Raw genomic sequence first — 18,770 nt, 5'->3', positions numbered from 1 at the left:
GCATGTTGGGTTTATTTTTTGCAGGATGTTCTGTATTTTTACTTGTATTTATGCTCTATAAAAAAATCAACGCCCATATGGCGTTGCTTTTAAGTGGTTTATTTTTGCTAGCTTTAGCAGGAATTTTTGGACTTTCTCCTATTATTAGTGAAAAGCAATCTTTACATTTAGGTCTTTTTGATATTTTCCAAGTAGTAAATACTAAAATGTCAAGTACTCTAGCAGGTCTTGGACTTACTTTAATGTGTATAGCAGGATTTTCTGCTTATATGGATCATGTGGGTGCAAGCTATGCTTTATTTAAAGTATTTGAAAGACCTTTAAAGGCAGTAAAATCACCTTATATTTTATTGCTAGTTTCGTATTTTGTAATCCAGTTTTTAGTGCTTTTTATACCTTCACATGCAGGTTTAGCACTTTTGCTTATGGTTACAATGTATCCTATTTTAGTACGCTCAGGCGTTTCTAAGCTTTCTGCGCTTTCAATTATCGCAATTTGTCAATACATTGACCATGGTCCAGGCAGTGGCAATGTAATTTTAGCTGCAAAAACAGCTGAAATTGATCCTGCGGTGTATTTTGTGCATTATCAGCTTCCTACAACTGTGCCTATTATCATAGCAGTAGGTATTGCGATTTATTTTTGCTCAAAATATTTTGATAAAAAAGAAAATTTCACATTTAACCGTGATGATGTTGAAGAAGAATTAGCAGAACATGATGGTAAAAGTGAAGAGCTTAAAAAGCCACCTAGAATTTATGCGATTTTACCTATTATACCTTTAGTGTTAATTTTGGGCTTTAGTAGTGTTTTAGATAGCATTATGGTATTAATGGGATTTACTACTATGGAAGAAGTTAAAGCAGCTTCATCTACTGCTATTAAAATGAATGTGCCGGTTGCTATGATGATTTCAACCTTTATAGCAATTATTTTTGAAATCATTCGTTATAAAAGTTTGATTGATACTTTAAATTCTATCATGGTATTTTTCAAAGGTATGGGACATTTGTTTGTAATCACAGTCTCTTTGATCGTTTGTGGTCAAGTTTTTGCAAGCGGACTTTTATCAGTTGGCTTTGTGGATACTTTAATAGGTTTTGCAAAAGATGCAGGTTTTGGAGTGCTTGCTATTATTATAGCAGTTTCTATTTTGCTTGCTGTATGTGCATTTTTAATGGGTTCAGGAAATGCAGCATTTTTCTCTTTTGCGCCACTTATCCCAAATATAGCAAAATCTTTTGGCGTTGAAACCATAGCTATGATAGCACCTATTCAAATCATGACAGGTTTTGGCAGATGTGTTTCGCCAATTGCACCTGCTATTTTGGCGATTTCAGCTATGGCTAAAGTAAATCCATTACAAGTTGTAAAAAGAACAGCTATTCCTATGCTTGTAGCTGTTATTGTTAATGTGATTATGACTTATGTTTATTTGTAAAAAAGGATTTAAAATGAATAACAAAACTAAATTAATCCACCTAGGAAGAGGCGATCAAAACGCCGAAGTAAGATCAGTTAATCCAACCTTAATGCGTGCATCAACCATACTTTTTAAAGATCATGCTACTTGGCAAAAATACCGTGAGTTAAGAAAAACAGATCGTGTTTTAAGTTATGGTGCTAGAGGAACAGCAACAAATTTTGAACTTGAAAAACTAATTTGTGAGCTTGAAGGTGGCTATAGAGCGCAACTTTTCCCAACAGGACTTGCAGCATTAGCTATGGTGCTTTTAAATTATGCTAGTAAAGATGCTCATTTTTTAATCACTGATGCTATTTATGGACCTGTTAGAACAATTTGTGATTTATTTTTAACTAAAATGGGCGTAGAAATTGACTTTTTAAAAGCTGATGCCTCTGATGTAGAAGAAAAAATCAAACCAAACACAAAATTAATCCTTTGTGAAAGCCCAGGTTCTATACTTTATGAAATCATAGACTTACCAAAACTTTGTGAAATTGCACACAAACATAACATACCAGTAGCGATTGATAATACCTATTCAAGCGGGTATTTTTTAAATCCGCTTGAGCTCGGAGTAGATATTTCAGTAATTGCCGCAACTAAGTACTTAAGTGGGCATTCAGATGTTACTATGGGTATAGTAGTGATTAATGAAAAAGAATGGAAAAATTTTGACAAATTACCAGAAGCTTTAGGATTTACCACAAGTCCTGATGATGCTTATTTGGTGCTTCGTGGTATGAGAACTTTAGATGTAAGAATGAAAGCACATGAAAAAAGTGCAGATGAGGTAGTAGAGTTTTTACAAAGTAGAAAAGAAGTTAAAACAATCTTTTATCCAAAATTAAAAACTCATCCAAACCATGAAGTTTTTATGCGTGATCATAAAGGCGCTAATGGTATGGTAACGATTGAATTTGCAGATGGTATTTCAAAAGAACAAGCCATTAAATTTGTAGATAATTTAGAGTATTTTTCAATCGGTGCAAGCTGGGGTGGATATGAGAGTTTAGCTACTGTTACTACTCCACCAAGAACTGCGACAGATTGGAGTGCTAGAGGGCCTTTTGTGAGATTTCATATAGGTCTTGAAGATAGTAAGGATTTGATTGCTGATTTAAAACAAGCATTTGAAAAAATAAATTTTAAAGGATAAAACATGGGTGTGAGTGTATTTGATATGAGGTTGCTTCAAGATTCTTGGAGCACCCCTGGAATGAGAGCTATTTTTAGTGAAGAAAATAGAATTCAAAAATGGCTTGATGTAGAAGCTGCCCTGGCAAAAGCTCAAGCAAAACTTGGTATTATCCCTAATGAAGCAGCTATAGAAATAGCTAAAAAAGCTCATTATAAATTTATGGATATGGATTTTATTTTTGCTGAGTTTAAAAAGACTAAACACCCTTTAGTACCTACTGTGCGTGGTTTAGAAAAAGCTTGCGAAAATGGTCTTGGTGAATATGTGCATTTTGGTGTAACAACGCAAGATATCATTGATACAGGTATAGTTTTACAATTTAAAGAAGCTATGGCTTTAATCAAGCAAGATTTAAAAGATATAGCTAAAAATTTAGCAAAAATCGCAAAAGAGCATAAAAATACTGCGATGATGGGAAGAACTTTAGCTTTACAAGCTTTACCTATAACTTTTGGACACAAAGTTGCAATTTGGCTTAGTGAGCTTAATCGCCACTATGAAAGAATTATTGAACTTGAAAAAAGATTATATGTAGGATTAATTGTAGGTGCAGTGGGAACTAAAGCAAGCTTAAGTGACAAGGCTAATGAAGTAGAAAAACTTACTTTAGAAAGCTTAGGTTTAGAAGTTCCTGATATCTCATGGCAACCAGCAAGAGATCGTTTTATCGAGCTTGGTTATGTTTTAGGTAATATCAATGCAACCTTTAACAAAATCGCACATCAACTTTTAATTTTAGCTCATAATGAAATCGATGAAATTGCTGAACCTTTTGGAAAAGGTCAAGTAGGAAGCTCTACTATGCCCCATAAAAGAAATCCCGCAGTAAGTGAGAACGCAGTGACTGTAAGTAATGCCCTAAGAGCTAATATTGCAATTTTAAGCGATATAGAAAGACATGAGCATGAAAGAGATGGTCAAGTTTGGAAAATGGAATGGAAGCTTTTACCAGAAGCATTTTTAATGCTTTCAGTGGTATTGGCAAATATGAAATTTGTCTTTGATGATTTAGAAGTTAAAAAAGACAAAATGTTAAAAAATCTTGATACGCTTAATGGTTTTGTGTTAGCAGAGCGCGTGATGTTTGCTTTAAGCGATCATTATGGTAAGCAACATGCACATGAAATTATTTATGAAAATGCTATGAGAGGCATAGAAAATCATAAAACTTTCAAAGAAGTTTTACTTGAAGATGAGCGTGTGAGTAAGGTTTTAAGTGAAAAAGATATTGATGTTTTAATGGATGCTACAACTTATGTAGGTTATGCACCAAAATTAGTTGATGAATTCTTAGAAAAAATTGCTAATGCACCAATTCTAAAGTAGGAAAAAATGTATTTAAGTGAAAAACTAGCCGAATTTATCGTAAATTTAGACTATAAAGCTATTTCTAGTGAAGTAAAGCAAAGAGCAAAAGAGCTTATGCTTGATGCGTTAGGAACAGCCTTGGCTGCTAAAAATGAAGCTTGTGTTTTAAATGCAACTAAGGCTTTTGAAGCTTTAAGCGTAAATCCTAGTGAAAAAATTTGGAGCAGGGATAAAAAGCTTGATGTAATTTATGCTGCGATGGTAAATGCTATTGCAGCGCATGCCCTTGATTTTGATGATACTCATACTGAAGCTATTTTGCACGCTAGTGCTATTTTAACTCCACTTTGTTTAACTTATGGATTTAGCGTAAGTAAAGATGGAAAAAAAGTTTTAAAAGCCTTTATTGTTGGTTGGGAAATTGCTGCTAGAGTGGGTATAGCAAGCAAAGGAAGTTTTCATAAGCGTGGCTTTCATACTACAGCTATAGCAGGAATTTTTGGTAGTGTAGCTGCAAGTTGTGTTTTACTTGATTTAAACAAAGAACAAATCATCAATGCATTAGGTTTAGCAGGAAGTTTTGCAAGTGGGGTAAATGAGTTTTTATCTAATGGTTCTAATTCTAAAGTTTTACACATAGCTAATGCTTTGAAAAATGGAATTTTAGTAGCAAATTGCGCAAAAGCTAATATGAGCGGTCCTTTGAGTATATTTGAAGGAAGGGATAATGTCTTTAGAACTTTTGGCTTAGAAGATGAGTGTGATAAAAATGAACTTTGTAAGGGCTTGAATGAAATTTGGCAAGTAATGCAAGTTTCACTAAAACCTTATCCAAGTTGTCATTTTGCACATGGACTTATTGATTGTGCTATGAGTTTAAGAAATGATGGCTTAAAAGCACAAGATATCAAAAGTTTGCATTGTTTTGTAGATGAGGTGCCAATTTCATTTATCTGTGATCCAATAGAAGCAAAATACACTCCACAAAGTGCTTATGCGGCCAAATTTTCAATGCCTTTTTTAATGGCTTTAGCATTTTTTGATGGCAAAATTACTTTAAAATCTTATGAAAATTTAAATAGAGCTGAACTAATAGAATTTGCTAAAAAAATTAGCTATGAAAAGAAAAAATCTAGTGGTTTCCCTAAATACTTTCCAGGGCATTTAGAAGCTGTTTTAAATGATGGAAGAGTAGTTAAAAAAGATGTGTTTATAAATAAAGGAAATTTTGATAATCCTTTAAGTTTTGATGAATTAAAAGATAAATTTCTTTCTAATGCTAGCATAGCACTTTCTTTAGAAAAGGCTGAGGAATTAGTCAAAAAGCTCCAAAATTTAGAAAATCTAAATGAATTTGATTTCTAGCAATCTCATTTTTTGAGATTGCTTATTATTTTAAAAAAGAAATAATTTAATTTTTTATATAATGTTTTATCTTAGTTTTTGTAAGGAAAAACATGACTTTAGATACATTAAAAGATAATGAAGAAGCTCTTATAGTAGGTTTTGAAGCAGATAAACAACTCCAAGCAAGACTTTTTAGTTTTGGTTTTGCAAAAAACAAAAAAGTTAAAAAAATTCGCTCTTCCATAGCAAATTCTACTATTATGGTAGAACTTGATACAACTTGCGTGATTTTACGTTCAAGTGAAGCAAAAATAATACAAATTTCAAAAGAGTTTTAATGAAAGAAATCATCGTTGCTTTAGTAGGTCAGCCAAATGTTGGTAAAAGTTTATTAATTAACGCGCTTTGTAAAGCTAATATGAAAGTTGGAAATTTTAGCGGTGTTACAGTTGAAAAGGCTGAGGCTAGATTAATTTATAAAAATTATGAGTTTAAATTTATAGATTTACCAGGAACTTATGCATTAGATGGTTATAGTGAAGAAGAAAAAATCACAAAAGAATTTTTAAAAAAGGGTAATTTTGATCTTGTAGTAAATGTGCTTGATTCTACAAATTTGGAGCGTAATTTGATTTTGAGTGCGTCTTTAATAGAGGCTAAAATTAAAATGATTATGGCTTTAAATATGCAAGATGAAGCTAAAAATGAGGGTTTTAGTATAGATTTTAAAATTTTATCCCAACTTCTAAATACGCCTTGTCTTGGCGTGTGCGCTAAAACCAAAGAAAATCTAAATACACTTTTGGATTTAATCATTTCAACCCATGAAGCTAAATTCGAAGCCAAAGAGCGTGTTTATAGTGATATCATAGAAGAAGAACTCACAAAAATAAGTGAATTTTTAAATCAAAATGAAATTACTTATTTAGATTTTTCTACAAAAGATTTAGCGATAGCTTTGCTTAAAAATGAAGCTAATATAGTCATTTCGCACGCTTTGAGAAAAATACTTGATGAAGCTTTAGAAAAAATTTATATGGCATATCATAGCAAAGATATAGAAAGTATTTTTAAAGAAGAGCTGATTGCTTTTGCAAATGGTATATGTGCTAAGGTTTTAAGTAAGGGTGTTAAGTATAAAAACCATACCAAAGAAATAGACTCTATTTTAATTAATAAATTTTTAGGAATTCCTATATTTTTGTTTTTTATGTGGGCTTTATTTCAACTAACCTTTACTTTAGGTCAAATCCCTATGGATTATATAGAAATGTTTTTTGCTAATTTAGGTGATATGGTAAAGAATAATATTAGTAATGAATTCATCGCTTCAGCCTTAGCTGATGGTGTTTTAGGTGGGGTTGGTGCGGTTATAACTTTTTTACCAAATATTATGATTTTATTTTTTGGTATAGCCTTGCTTGAAACAACTGGATATATGGCTAGGGTTGCATTTTTATTAGATGGAATTTTATACAAATTTGGCTTACATGGTAAAAGTTTCATCCCTTTAATCACGGGTTTTGGTTGCTCAGTGCCTGCATTTATGGCTACAAGAACTTTAAAAAATAAAAAAGATAGATTATTAACTCTTTTTATTATTAATTTTATGAGTTGTGGTGCAAGGCTTCCTGTATATGTGCTTTTTGTCGGAGTGTTTTTTTCTGCTGATGTGGCGGGAAATTATCTTTTTGGGATTTATCTTTTGGGTGCGTTTTTGGGTTTGATTGCAGCTAAGATTTTAAGAATGAGCGCTTTTAAGGGACAAGATGAACCTTTTGTGATGGAAATGCCAAAATATAGAATGCCAAATTGGAATTTGGTATGGTTTATGGTGTTTAATAAAGCCAAAATGTATTTAAAAAAAGCAGGAACATTTATTTTAATAGCTTCTTTGCTTATTTGGTTTGCGAGTAATTTTCCTGCACAAGAAAATAATACTCAAGATGCTTTAACTCAAGAGCTTCAGATAGAAAATAGTTATCTTGGACAATTTGGTAAAGCAATAGAGCCTATTTTTGCACCACTTGGCTTTGATTGGAAACTTAGTGTATCTTTGGTGAGTGGTTTAGCTGCTAAAGAAGTGATGATTTCTACTATGGGTGTGCTTTATTCTTTAGGTGATGAGGTTGATGAGACAAGTTTAAATTTACAAGAAGCTATAAAAGAAAACATCCCTTTTAGCACAGCAGTTGCTTTTATACTTTTTGTTATGATTTATAATCCTTGCTTTGCAGCAACTATAGTTTTTGCTAAAGAAGCAGGAAATAAAAAATATGCATGGTATCTTTTTATATTTACATCTTTATGTGCGTATTTGGTTGCTTTTGTAGGGATTAATATTGCTAAATTGATAATTTAATCATCTTTATGATGATTAAATTTCCATTTTTTGTTCTAAAGAGTGTTGCCAAAAGGCCGTTTCAAGTCTTATAGTAGTATAAAAAATTTCGTTTAATTTTTTAAATTTTTCTTCACTAATGCTATTTGCATAAGAATTAAAAAAGTCTTTAAATTCTTTAATTTCATCTTGAAAATCTTTTCCCGCATAGGTTAAAATCCACTCTTTGTAAGGATGATTTTCTAAGTTTTTTTCATTAAGTCCTTTGTAAATTTCTTCTCCTACATATGCATAACCTATAGCACAAGCACTCAAAGCACACAGCATATCCAAATAATCTCCATTTTGTCCCACACTTAGTAAGTACCTTGTATAAGCAATATTGGTTAAACTTTCATCTTTATAATTTAGTTTTTCTACATCAATACCTAGCTTTAAAATACTTCTGTGAAGCTCTAATTCTCCTTCTAAAGTGTAGTTTTGATTTTTAATAGCAAATTGAATTTCTTTAGCATTATTTGCATTTAAAGCAAGTAAGGCATAACACTTTGCATAATTATTTAAAAAGATATAATCTTGTTTAAGATAAAACAAAAATACATCTTTTTCTAAAGTACCATTTTGAAGTTTTTTTACAAATTCATGATGGATATATCGATCCCAAGTTTTTTTATTTTCATTTATAAGTTTATCCAAAAGCATTAATTTCCTTTGTTAAAAATTAAGCTTTTATTTAAACACAGATAATTAAATTTTTCGTAATAATCTTTAATTTTTAACTTTTTAAACAAGAAATTTATTTTTTTATTGTAAAATGTGGTTTAATTTTTTAAACTAGGAGATAAAAATGGCAATTTTTGATGATGTAAAAAAAGTAGTTGTTGAGCAACTTAATGTTGATGAAGATGCAGTTAAAATGGAATCTAAAATCATTGAAGATTTAGGTGCAGATTCTTTAGATGTTGTTGAATTAGTTATGGCTTTAGAAGAAAAATTTGATGTAGAAATTCCAGATAGTGATGCTGAAAAACTAGTAAAAATCGAAGATGTTGTTAATTATATAGAAAATCTTCAAAAATAATTTTAATTTTTAATAAGGAGTGCGGTTTGAAACGCGTTGTAGTAACAGGTATAGGAATGATCAATGCCCTTGGCTTAGACAAAGATAGCTCATTTAAAGCAATTTGTGATGGTAAAAGTGGCGTTGATAAAATCACTCTTTTTGATACCACTGATTTTCCAGTGCAAATTGCTGCTGAAGTAAAAAATTTTGATCCTTTAAGTGTTTGTGATGCTAAAGAGGTTAAAAAAATAGATCGTTTTATACAACTTGGTATTAAAGCAGCAAAAGAAGCTATGGAAGATGCTAAATTTGATGAAACTTTAAACAAAGAAGAATTTGGTGTAGTTTCAGCAGCTGGTATAGGTGGTTTACCAAATATAGAAAAAAATTCCGTTACTTGCGCACAGCGTGGACCACGTAAAATTACTCCTTTTTTCATACCTTCAGCTTTAGTTAATATGCTTGGTGGGATTATTTCAATCGAGCATGGATTACAAGGACCAAATATCTCATGCGTAACTGCTTGTGCAGCAGGAACTCATGCTATAGGCGAAGCTTATAAAAGCATAGCTTTAGGCAATGCAGATAAAATGCTTGTAGTAGGTGCTGAAGCAGCCATTTGTGCTGTGGGTATAGGTGGCTTTGCTGCTATGAAAGCTCTTTCTATTAGAAATGATGATCCAGCCAAAGCTTCAAGACCATTTGATAAAGAAAGAGATGGTTTTGTGATGGGTGAGGGTGCTGGTGCTTTAGTGTTTGAAGAGTATGAGGCTGCTAAAAAGCGTGGAGCTAAAATTTATGCTGAGTTAGTAGGTTTTGGCGAAAGTGCAGATGCACATCATATCACTTCGCCTACTTTAGAAGGGCCATTGCGTGCTATGAAAAAAGCTTTAAAAATGGCAGGAAATCCAAAAGTAGATTATATTAATGCGCACGGAACTTCTACTCCGGTAAATGATAAAAATGAAACAGCAGCTATTAAAGAACTTTTTAAAGATCAAATTCCTTTAGTTAGTTCTACAAAAGGTCAAACAGGACATTGTTTAGGTGCCGCTGGAGCAATTGAAGCTGTTATTTCTTTAATGGCACTTGATCAAGGTATACTACCGCCAACTATTAATCAAATCGTAGCAGATGAAAATTGCGATCTTGACTATATACCAAATACTGCAAGAAAAAGCGAAGTTAATGTAGTAATGAGCAATTCTTTTGGTTTTGGTGGAACAAATGGTTGTGTGATTTTTAAAAAAGTAGATTAATATGGCTTCTTATTTAGATTTTGAAAAAAATATTCAGCAAATTGATGAGGATTTAGTAAATGCTAAAATCAAAGGCGATGATGAAGCAGTAAAAATTTTAGAAAAAAACCTTGAAAAAGAAACTCAAAAGGTTTATAAAAATTTAAGCGATTACCAACGCTTACAGCTTGCAAGACATCCTGATCGTCCTTATGCGCTTGATTATATTCAAGCTATATTAAGTGATGCTTATGAAATTCATGGCGATCGTGCTTTTAGAGACGATCCTGCTATTGTGTGTTATGCAGGCCATATAGGTGGGAAAAAAGTTATTGTTATAGGTGAGCAAAAAGGTAGAGGTACTAAAGATAAACTTCATAGAAATTTTGGTATGCCTCATCCTGAAGGTTATAGAAAAGCTTTAAGAGTAGCAAAAATGGCTGAAAAATTTGACATACCAGTATTATTTTTAGTAGATACTCCAGGTGCTTACCCAGGAGTGGGTGCTGAAGAGCGTGGTCAAAGTGAGGCTATAGCTAGAAATTTATATGAATTAAGCGCTCTTAAAACAATCACTATAGCAGTGGTTATAGGTGAAGGTGGAAGTGGTGGTGCTTTAGCCATAGGGGTATCTGATAAACTTGCTATGATGAAAAATTCAGTTTTTTCTGTGATTTCACCTGAGGGTTGTGCTGCTATTTTATGGAATGATCCATCAAAAAGTGAAGCTGCTACTAAGGCGATGAAAGTAACTGCTGATGATTTAAAAACTCAAGGTTTGATTGATGATGTTATCGAAGAGCCAATGAGTGGAGCTCATAGAGATAAAGAAAATGCGATTAAAAATTTAAGTGATTATGTCTTAAAAACTATAGAAGAATTAGAACAATACGATAAACGTGAATTAGCTGCATTAAGAATGCAAAAAATCTTTAAATTTGGAGCTTTTTCTGAATAATTTGCATTTTTATGCAAATTTCAACTTTTTTTAAAAAAACTATTGTATAATTACAACTTCAATTCAGTGGTTGGATAGCTCAGTCGGTAGAGCAGCAGACTGAAAATCTGCGTGTCGGCAGTTCGATTCTGCCTCTAACCACCATTTCATTTTATATGATAAAAATCATCTAATTTTTGAAGTTCGCTTTCATTAAATCCTGCTTGAATTCTAGCTGTTTTGTTATATACTTTTCCTAAAAGATTAAATTCTTTATATTTGGCGCAAAGATCAAGATAACTATCATTTTCTTTTTTTGCATAATTCCACCAAAAATCCCCTTTATTTACATGTTTAATCTCATCATTTAGTATAATGGTAAAAATTTCACTAAATAAACTTTTTATAGGATGATTAGTTGTGTTTAATTTTTCTAAGACAAAAGGATTAGCATCAAGTCCTTTTGCTTCAAGTCCTCTATGAACTATGCCCATTCTATGAGCAAGGTTATCTTTGGTTAAAAACAAGGCTTTTTCAAGATTATCATGAGCATGGAAATCTCCATATTTAAAACCAAGTTCATTTAAAGTTTTTTCTAAAAGCAAAAAATGCTTAATTTCCTCATCAGCTACTTCAAGCCAATCTTGATAAAATTTCAATGGCAAGTTTTTAAACCTATAGCTAGCATCTAAAGCCAAGTTTATAGCACTATATTCTATATGTACAACTGAATGTAAGATTTTAGCTAAAGATAAAGCACTATTTGCTTCTTTTGGACGCCTTATTTTCATAGGATGAAGGATTTTAACTTGTGAGTTTTCACAAATGATCGCCTCATGAGAATGATTAAAATCATACAAATTAGATTTAAAATTTTCATAAAATTCATTAAATAATTCAATCTTTTTAAAAATATTTTTGTGATATAAAATTTTTTCTAATTCCTCAAAGAAATTTCTTTTCATTTTTAAACCTTGTTAAATATTATATAAGATAAAAAAGTATAATATAAAAATTTTGAAAATTTAAAAAGGTTTGCTAAAAATATGTTTAATGTCATACATGCTCTATTTTTTAGAGAGCTAAAGACAAGATTTGGTATTAATAAATATTTGGGCTATTTTTGGGTGATCGGTGAGCCTATGATGGTGGTTTTGGTAATCACCTCCATTATAACAGCTATTAGAGAATTTCATCATCAAATCATGCCTGAGGGTGTTTCTATCTTTTTATTTTTAGCAGTAGGGATTATACCTTTTTTTATGTTTAGAAGCATTATTACTCAGCTTTTAAACGGCATAGGTGCAAATCTAGCTCTTTTTGCTTATAAACCTATTCGCCCTATACATGTTTTTATTGCAAGAGCATTGCTTGAGTTTTGTATTTATTTTACTATTTTTATTTGTGTGATGTTTTTAGCAGGTTGGTTTTTGCATATGCAAGTTATACCTAAGCATTTTCTAGAAGTGATGTTTTCGTTTTTTTTGCTTGTGGTATTTGGCTTTGCTATGGGGATGTGTTTTGCTATAGCAGGACATTTTGCAGAACCTTTAAAAATGGCTTTAAATTATTTAAATATAGTTTTATATTGGACGGCTTTGGTGGTATTTCCTATATGGATAGTTCCAAAACCTATTTTAGACATTTTATATTATAATCCGCTTTTACATATCATGGAGCTTTTAAAATATAATTTTTTTCAAAATTATCCATTGCTTGATGATTATAATTATTACTATCCTATTATATGTTTGAGTGTGATTTTGTTTTTGGGATTGTTTTTTTATTATTTTACTAGAGAAAAGTTGATAGCGGTACGATGATAAAATTAGTTAATTTAACAAAATCTTTTCCTTTACGCAATGGTGGAAGGCATTATGTTTTTAAAAATTTAAGTTTTGAGTTTCCTGAAAATTGTAGTATAGGTTTGATGGGGCGCAATGGTGCTGGAAAATCCACTTTAATGAAACTTTTAAGTGGTTCTTTGCTTCCTGATAGAGGTAAGATTATCACTAATAAAAAATTATCTTGGCCTCTAGGCTTAGCAGGTGCGTTTCAACATAGACTCTCAGCAAGGGACAATGCACGCTTTGTAGCTAGAGTATATGGTTATAAAGGAAAGGCCTTGGAAGAAAAGATTAAATTTGTTGAAGATTTTGCTGAGCTTGGTAAGTTTTTTGATGAGCCTATGAATACTTACTCAGCAGGTATGAGCGCTAGGATATCTTTTGGCTTAAGTATGGCGTTTGATTTTGATTATTATTTGATTGATGAAGCAGGTGCTGTGGGAGATCCTAAATTTAGAGAAAAAAGTTCTAAAATTTATAAAGAAAAATTAAGTCAGTCAAAAGTTATCATGGTTTCACATAATGTAGCTGAAATTAAACAATGGTGTGATAAAATTATATTCATGCAAGATGGACAAGCTACTATATATGATGATGTAGATGAGGGTATAGCGGTGTATCAAGGAAAAATAAATGCAAAATGATTTATTAAAAAAACTTAAAAATTTAGAGATACTAAATTCTTTTAAAATAGTATTGATTTTGACAGCATTTGTTGTATTTTATTATGTTTTTATAGCAGCAAATCGCTATGTGAGCGAAAGTGTTTTAAGTGTGAAATCAACCACGGGAGATAGTGGTGCTATTACTGGAATTGCTGCGCTTTTAACTAATAATTCTTTTTCAAGCGAGGATATAACTTTCTTAAAATCATATATTCATTCTTTAGATATGCTAAATATCTTAGAAGAAAAAATCCAAATTCGTGAGTTATATCAAAAACGAAAACTTGATTTTTTTTATAGTATTTCTTCATCAGCTGACCAAGAGGATTTTTTAAAGTATTATCAAAACCGTGTTAAGATTATTCAAGAAAACTCAGCCAATGGGCTTTTGCGTGTAAAAGTTGAAGGTTTTGATCCACAAAGTGCACATTTGATAGCTTCAACTATAGTTAAAGAAAGTGAAAAATTTATCAATGAAATTTCACATAAAGCCGCAAGAGATCAAATGCAATTTGCTAAAGAAGAACTTTTACAATTTAAAAAAAGATATCAAAAGGCTAAAGATGAACTTTTAGCTTTTCAAAACAAATATGGAGTATTTGATCCCCTCAAGCAAGCAGAAGGCGCTCTAAAACTCATTGCTGAACTTGAATCAAAAATAGCAGCCAAAGAAGCTGAACTTTTGATGATGCAAAGCTATATAAATGATAATGCACCACAAATTGTCACTATAAAAAGTGAAATCACAGCTTTAAAAAAACAACTTCAAAAAGAAAAATCTAAAGTTTCATCGCCAAAGTCTTCTCAAAAACTTAATGATCTTGCAGCTAAATTTCAAGATCTAACCATAGAAGCAGGTTTTGCAGAAAGTGCTTACACAGCTGCATTAAAAGCTTATGAGAGTGCTAGGATAGAAGCTTTAAGAAAGATAAAACAAGTAGTTATAGTACAAAGTCCAAGTTTGCCTCAAAGTGCTAAATACCCGGAAGCTTTGTATAATATACTCACAGCTTTTATGATTTTATCTTTGATTTATGGAATTGTTAAATTTATTAAAATGATTATAGAGGAGCATAGATACTAATGAAAAAGATATTTTTATTTTTACTTTTACCTTTGTTTTTATTTTCAGCGGTAGATGTTTCTCAAATTGCAAAAATTCAAAATCAACCATTAGCTCCATCTTTAGAGCCACAAATTATAAATTATGATAACAACCAAAGTGATTTTAATCAAACTCAAGCTCCGATAACTAAAGTTTTTGGTGCGCATTTATTTAATGGTAATTTTACTAAATTTGCTCAACATGTTTACAATCCTGACTATAAATTAGCAGTAGGCGATAGGATTAATGTAAAAATTTGGGGTGCAGTAGAGTTTATACAAACTTTAACAGTAGATTCTCAAGGAAATATTTTCATACCAAAAGTAGGAGCAATTAATCTTTTGGGTGTGAAAAATAGTGCTTTGGTACAAGTTATTACAAAAGCTATTAATAAAATCTATAAAAGCAATGTCTATGTATATGCAGATATGGATATTTATCAAAATGTATCGGTGTTTGTTACAGGAAACGTAAATCAACCTGGTCTTTATCAAGGACTAAGTTCAGATTCTATCATACAGTATTTAGATAAAGCTAGTGGAATTAATTTAGAATATGGTAGTTTTAGAGATATTCAAATTTTAAGAGATAATAAAGTCATTAAAAAGGTAGATTTATATGACTTTTTACTTAAAGGTCAGCTTGATCTTTTTCCTTTTAGAATGGGTGATGTGATTTTAGTGGGTAGTGTGCAAAAGTATGTTTTTGTAGAAGGAGATGTGCAAAAACCCTTTAGATTTGAGCTCAGTAATGATATTTTAAATTTAGAAGATATAGCAAAAGTTGCAGGAGCTAAGCCTATAGTAACTAATGCAGTGGTAAAAAGCTATAGAGATGATCATAAATTACATGTGGATGCGTATAGCAAAAAGCAGTTTTTAGGTGTGAAATTATATAATGGTGATGAGATAGAGTTTAGACCTGATTATACTGCACAAAATATTAGCATTAGTATAGAAGGTGAGCATAGCGGGTTGCATTCTATGGTAATAAAAAAAGGCACAACTTTAGCTGAATTTGCTAAAATGATTACAGTTAATGATCAATCAAACATCAATGCCTTGCAAGTTTTTAGAAAAAGTGTAGCAGCTACCCAAAAACAACTTATTGAAGCCCAACTTAAAGAGCTTGAAACACTAGCTCTAACAAGCTCTTCGGTCAATGCTGAGCAAGCTAGCATTAGAGCTACTCAAGCTAAGACGATTTTAGAATTTATTGCGCGTGCAAAACAAGCCCAGCCAAAAGGACAAATCGTTATAGACAATGTCAAAGCGTATAATTCTATAGTATTAGAAGAAGGTGATGTAGTAAATGTACCTAGTAAAAATAATCTTGTTTTAGTTCAAGGTGAAGTTTCTATACCAGGTGCGTTTGTATATATGGATAAAGAAAAATTAAGATATTATATCAATCTAGCAGGTGGTTTTAGCGATAGAGCAGATATATCAAGAGTTTTAGTAATCAATGCTAATGGTAAAGCAACTAAATACAGCGGTAGAAGCTCAGCAGATATCAAAGCGGGAGATTCTATTTTAGTTTTACCAAAAGTAGATAGTCAAAATTTACAAATCTTTAGCATGCTAACACAAATTTTATATCAAATAGCTATTGCAACTAATGTAGTGTTAAATATATAGGAATTTAGATGAGTCAAATCGATGCAATTAAAATAGCTAAAGAAGTTTTTGAGATAGAATCAAAAACGATTTTAGATTTATGTGATAACTTAGATGAAGATTTTAATAAAGCAGTTGAGTTGATTTTATCTATTAAAGGTAGGTGTGTTGTAAGTGGCATGGGTAAATCAGGTCATATAGGAGCTAAGATAGCTGCAACCTTAGCTAGCACAGGCACTCCAAGCTTTTTTATGCATCCAGGTGAAGCATTACATGGAGATCTTGGTATGCTTACAAGTGAGGATGCGCTTTTAGTTATTTCAAATTCAGGAGAAACTGAAGAGGTTTTAAAACTCATACCAGTGATTAAAAAAAGAAAAATTCCTTTAATTGTCATGGCAGGAAATCAAAACTCTACTTTAGCTAAACAAGCAGATATTTTTATAAATATAGCAGTAAAAAAAGAAGCTTGCCCACTTCAGCTTGCTCCAACTTCATCTACTACGGCTACCTTAGCGATGGGTGATGCTATAGCGGTGGCTTTAATGAGAGCAAGGAAATTTAAGCCTGATGATTTTGCTTTATTTCATCCAGGGGGAAGCTTGGGTAGAAAGCTTTTAACTAGGGTAAGTGATTTGATGGTACCAAATAATCTACCTATAGTAAATCCTGAGAGTGAATTTAATGAGTTAGTTGATGTAATGACTAGTGGCAAGTTAGGACTTTGTATAGTACTTGAAAATGAAAAGCTAGTTGGGATTATCACAGATGGAGACTTAAGAAGGGCTTTAAGGGCAAATGATAAGCCAAGATTTGATTTTAAAGCTAAAGAAATCATGAGCGAGAGTCCAAAAACCATAGAAGCAAGTGCTATGGCAAGTGAAGCAGAAGAGCTTATGCTAAAACATAAAATCAAAGAAATAGTCGTTACTCAAGATGAAAAAATAATAGGCATTATACAACTTTATGCGATAGGTAATGTGTGAAGCTTTCTATTATCATACCTTTTGGTTTAAGCAAAGAAAGAATTTATATAAAAGACCGTGTTATTCAAAAAGCATGTGAGTTTAAAAGCAATGATAGAGTTGAATATATTTTTGTTGAAGGATATTCTTCTTTAGAAAATGATTTAAAGCATATTATCAAAGAAAATGGACATATTTATCTTAAAGATGAAAGTCAAAAAGATTTCTTCTCTCAAGGAAAATGTCGCAATCTAGGCGCATCTTTTGCAAATTCACATGTAGTGATGTTTTTGGATGTGGATTATTATTTATCACAGCAATCTTTAGAGTATATTTTAGATCTTATTGATATTAAAGAAATAGTTTTAAGGCCAAATCGTATTTTATCTTTACCAGTTGTATTTTTAAATCAAAAGGGTAGTGAATTTATTGAAAATCAAGATAAAAAATTATGGGATGGCTTGATAAAAAATGATTTAATTAGCGGGAAAAAAGAGTGGATCAAATTTTTTGCCCCAAATTCTACTTCGAGTATAGTGATTAATAAGCATAAATTTTTAACACTTGGTGGAAATGATGAGCAATTTATAGGCCACGGATATGAAGATTTTGATCTTTTAGCAAGAATTTTATACTCTTGTATTGATTTAGAGCAAATACCAGCTAATTTAAACTATGATGCAAGAAATTGGAATTTTAAAAATTTTGAAGGATTTAGAGCTTGGTTTGCTTTATTTGGATATGAAGCAAGTTTTCATGGGGTGTATTTATATCATTTTCATCATGATGAACCAAATCAAAATGGCTACATGGACAATAAACATAAAAACCATCAAAGATTTTATAAGCATATGTCAAATATCAAAGCACATTCTATAAAGCATTTATGTGATAAAAGTGTTTATCAAGATAATGTTTTGTTTATTCATTCCAAGGAAACATTATATTCCATAAAAGAAATACTACCTTATATAGGTAATATTATATATATAAATGAAGATAATTTAATAAGTAAAAGCCAAAAAGAACTCGAAGGTATAATCGCGGAAAAACAAATTCATAAAGTTTTACTTTTAAATGAGTGTATTAAAAACAAAAATCTATTAGACTTTTTTCAAAAACTAGATTTAGAGATTGTTTATTTTAAAAAAGGAATTTTACCTGAGTCATATTTGATAACTAGTAACAAAAACAAAATGTTAGAATTTGATAAAACTTTATATCAAGATGAAATAACACAAGCAAAATTATATTTAAAAAGTTTATCAAAAGAAGACAATGATAAAATTTTAAATTTTATGGTAGAAAAAAATATAGATAAAAATGATTTAGATTTTTTTGTAAATTTTTTAATTAATGATTTATACTGTTTTGGTAAAAAAGAACAAGAAATTATAAAATTTTATAAGATAAATCTAGAAAATAAAAAAATATTTTTTAAAGATATTCAAAAAAGTAAATATAGTTTAAATTCTTTGATTTATAAGCCTTTTATATATGAGATTTCATCATTTTCATTTATAAAAATATTTAATAAATATATAGGTTTAAAGCTTATACAAACTAAAATTTCTCATACGAAATTTTATCGTTTACTTCAAAAATTTTTTTATAACCCAAAAGCATTTTTTGATGATTCTAAATTTTTTAAAAAGTTTAAAAATGCAGACT

General features: G+C 30.9%; 17 protein-coding genes and 1 tRNA gene. 16 read left to right on the top strand and 2 right to left on the bottom strand.

Annotated features, from left to right (window positions below; translation table 11 throughout):
* Positions 1–2: 2 nt before the first annotated feature.
* The 6 genes from dcuC to feoB all read left to right on the top strand — a co-directional run bounded on the left by dcuC (position 3) and on the right by feoB (position 7,684).
* Positions 3–1,442, top strand: coding sequence for a C4-dicarboxylate transporter DcuC (gene dcuC, locus CAMP18498_RS06950; RefSeq protein ID WP_337198137.1), 1,440 nt, complete (start codon positions 3–5; stop codon positions 1,440–1,442).
* 13 nt (positions 1,443–1,455) lie between these two features.
* Positions 1,456–2,625, top strand: a complete 1,170-nt coding sequence (gene metC, locus CAMP18498_RS06945) for a cystathionine beta-lyase (RefSeq protein WP_337198136.1) — start codon at positions 1,456–1,458, stop codon at positions 2,623–2,625.
* A 3-nt stretch (positions 2,626–2,628) separates the two neighbouring features.
* The gene (purB, locus tag CAMP18498_RS06940) at positions 2,629–3,993 is read left to right on the top strand and encodes an adenylosuccinate lyase (protein ID WP_337198135.1); all 1,365 of its coding nucleotides are present in this window, start codon (positions 2,629–2,631) and stop codon (positions 3,991–3,993) included.
* 6 nt (positions 3,994–3,999) lie between these two features.
* A complete protein-coding gene (locus CAMP18498_RS06935) occupies positions 4,000–5,340 on the top strand; it encodes an MmgE/PrpD family protein (protein ID WP_337198134.1) in 1,341 nt (446 codons plus the stop codon).
* Positions 5,341–5,432: 92 nt separating this feature from the next.
* Entirely contained in the window at positions 5,433–5,660 is a 228-nt protein-coding gene (locus tag CAMP18498_RS06930; RefSeq protein WP_039617512.1) for a FeoA family protein, read from the top strand.
* Positions 5,660–7,684, top strand: coding sequence for a ferrous iron transport protein B (feoB, locus tag CAMP18498_RS06925; protein ID WP_337198133.1), 2,025 nt, complete (start codon positions 5,660–5,662; stop codon positions 7,682–7,684). The genes CAMP18498_RS06930 and feoB overlap by 1 nt, the downstream gene beginning before the upstream one ends.
* Before the next feature lie 15 nt (positions 7,685–7,699).
* On the opposite strand, the gene tenA is transcribed toward feoB, so the two are convergent.
* Positions 7,700–8,365 (bottom strand): thiaminase II, encoded by a 666-nt coding sequence (gene tenA / locus CAMP18498_RS06920; protein ID WP_337198132.1) that lies wholly within the window; start codon positions 8,363–8,365, stop codon positions 7,700–7,702.
* A 145-nt stretch (positions 8,366–8,510) separates the two neighbouring features.
* On the opposite strand from tenA, the gene acpP reads away from it, so the two are divergent.
* From acpP to CAMP18498_RS06900, 4 genes are all read left to right on the top strand, one after another.
* Positions 8,511–8,744, top strand: a complete 234-nt coding sequence (acpP, locus tag CAMP18498_RS06915) for an acyl carrier protein (RefSeq protein ID WP_337198131.1) — start codon at positions 8,511–8,513, stop codon at positions 8,742–8,744.
* A gap of 26 nt (positions 8,745–8,770) precedes the next feature.
* Positions 8,771–9,985, top strand: a complete 1,215-nt coding sequence (locus CAMP18498_RS06910; protein WP_337198130.1) for a beta-ketoacyl-ACP synthase II — start codon at positions 8,771–8,773, stop codon at positions 9,983–9,985.
* 1 nt (position 9,986) lies between these two features.
* Positions 9,987–10,922 carry an acetyl-CoA carboxylase carboxyltransferase subunit alpha gene (locus tag CAMP18498_RS06905; RefSeq protein ID WP_337198129.1) on the top strand — a complete coding sequence of 312 codons (936 nt, stop codon included), beginning with the start codon at positions 9,987–9,989 and terminating at the stop codon, positions 10,920–10,922.
* Positions 10,923–10,990: 68 nt separating this feature from the next.
* Positions 10,991–11,066, top strand: a tRNA-Phe gene (locus CAMP18498_RS06900).
* A 2-nt stretch (positions 11,067–11,068) separates the two neighbouring features.
* Here CAMP18498_RS06900 and CAMP18498_RS06895 read toward each other — a convergent pair.
* Positions 11,069–11,866 (bottom strand): ferritin-like domain-containing protein, encoded by a 798-nt coding sequence (locus tag CAMP18498_RS06895; protein WP_337198128.1) that lies wholly within the window; start codon positions 11,864–11,866, stop codon positions 11,069–11,071.
* 81 nt (positions 11,867–11,947) lie between these two features.
* Here CAMP18498_RS06895 and kpsM point away from each other — a divergent pair, with 81 nt between their 5' ends.
* From kpsM to CAMP18498_RS06865, 6 genes are all read left to right on the top strand, one after another.
* On the top strand, positions 11,948–12,724 hold the full coding sequence (gene kpsM / locus CAMP18498_RS06890; RefSeq protein ID WP_337198127.1) for a capsule polysaccharide transporter KpsM: 777 nt from the start codon (positions 11,948–11,950) through the stop codon (positions 12,722–12,724).
* Positions 12,721–13,392: a capsular polysaccharide export system, ATP-binding protein gene (locus CAMP18498_RS06885; RefSeq protein WP_039617525.1), complete on the top strand. Its 672-nt coding sequence runs from the start codon at positions 12,721–12,723 to the stop codon at positions 13,390–13,392. The genes kpsM and CAMP18498_RS06885 overlap by 4 nt, the downstream gene beginning before the upstream one ends.
* The gene (locus tag CAMP18498_RS06880) at positions 13,382–14,497 is read left to right on the top strand and encodes a capsule biosynthesis protein (RefSeq protein WP_337198126.1); all 1,116 of its coding nucleotides are present in this window, start codon (positions 13,382–13,384) and stop codon (positions 14,495–14,497) included. Before CAMP18498_RS06885 ends, CAMP18498_RS06880 begins: the two co-directional genes overlap by 11 nt.
* Positions 14,497–16,155, top strand: a complete 1,659-nt coding sequence (locus CAMP18498_RS06875) for a polysaccharide biosynthesis/export family protein (protein WP_337198125.1) — start codon at positions 14,497–14,499, stop codon at positions 16,153–16,155. Before CAMP18498_RS06880 ends, CAMP18498_RS06875 begins: the two co-directional genes overlap by 1 nt.
* An 8-nt stretch (positions 16,156–16,163) precedes the next feature.
* Positions 16,164–17,120: a KpsF/GutQ family sugar-phosphate isomerase gene (locus CAMP18498_RS06870; RefSeq protein ID WP_442867730.1), complete on the top strand. Its 957-nt coding sequence runs from the start codon at positions 16,164–16,166 to the stop codon at positions 17,118–17,120.
* Positions 17,117–18,770, top strand: a 1,654-nt coding sequence (locus tag CAMP18498_RS06865; protein ID WP_337198124.1) for a galactosyltransferase-related protein, incomplete at its 3' end; no start/stop codon positions are given. The genes CAMP18498_RS06870 and CAMP18498_RS06865, both read left to right, overlap by 4 nt.

This window comes from Campylobacter sp. W0066.2 (genome assembly GCF_024723515.1).
Lineage (GTDB): Bacteria > Campylobacterota > Campylobacteria > Campylobacterales > Campylobacteraceae > Campylobacter_D.
The sequence above is the reverse complement of the archived record's forward strand: the minus strand, read 5'-3'. Positions and strand labels throughout refer to the sequence as shown.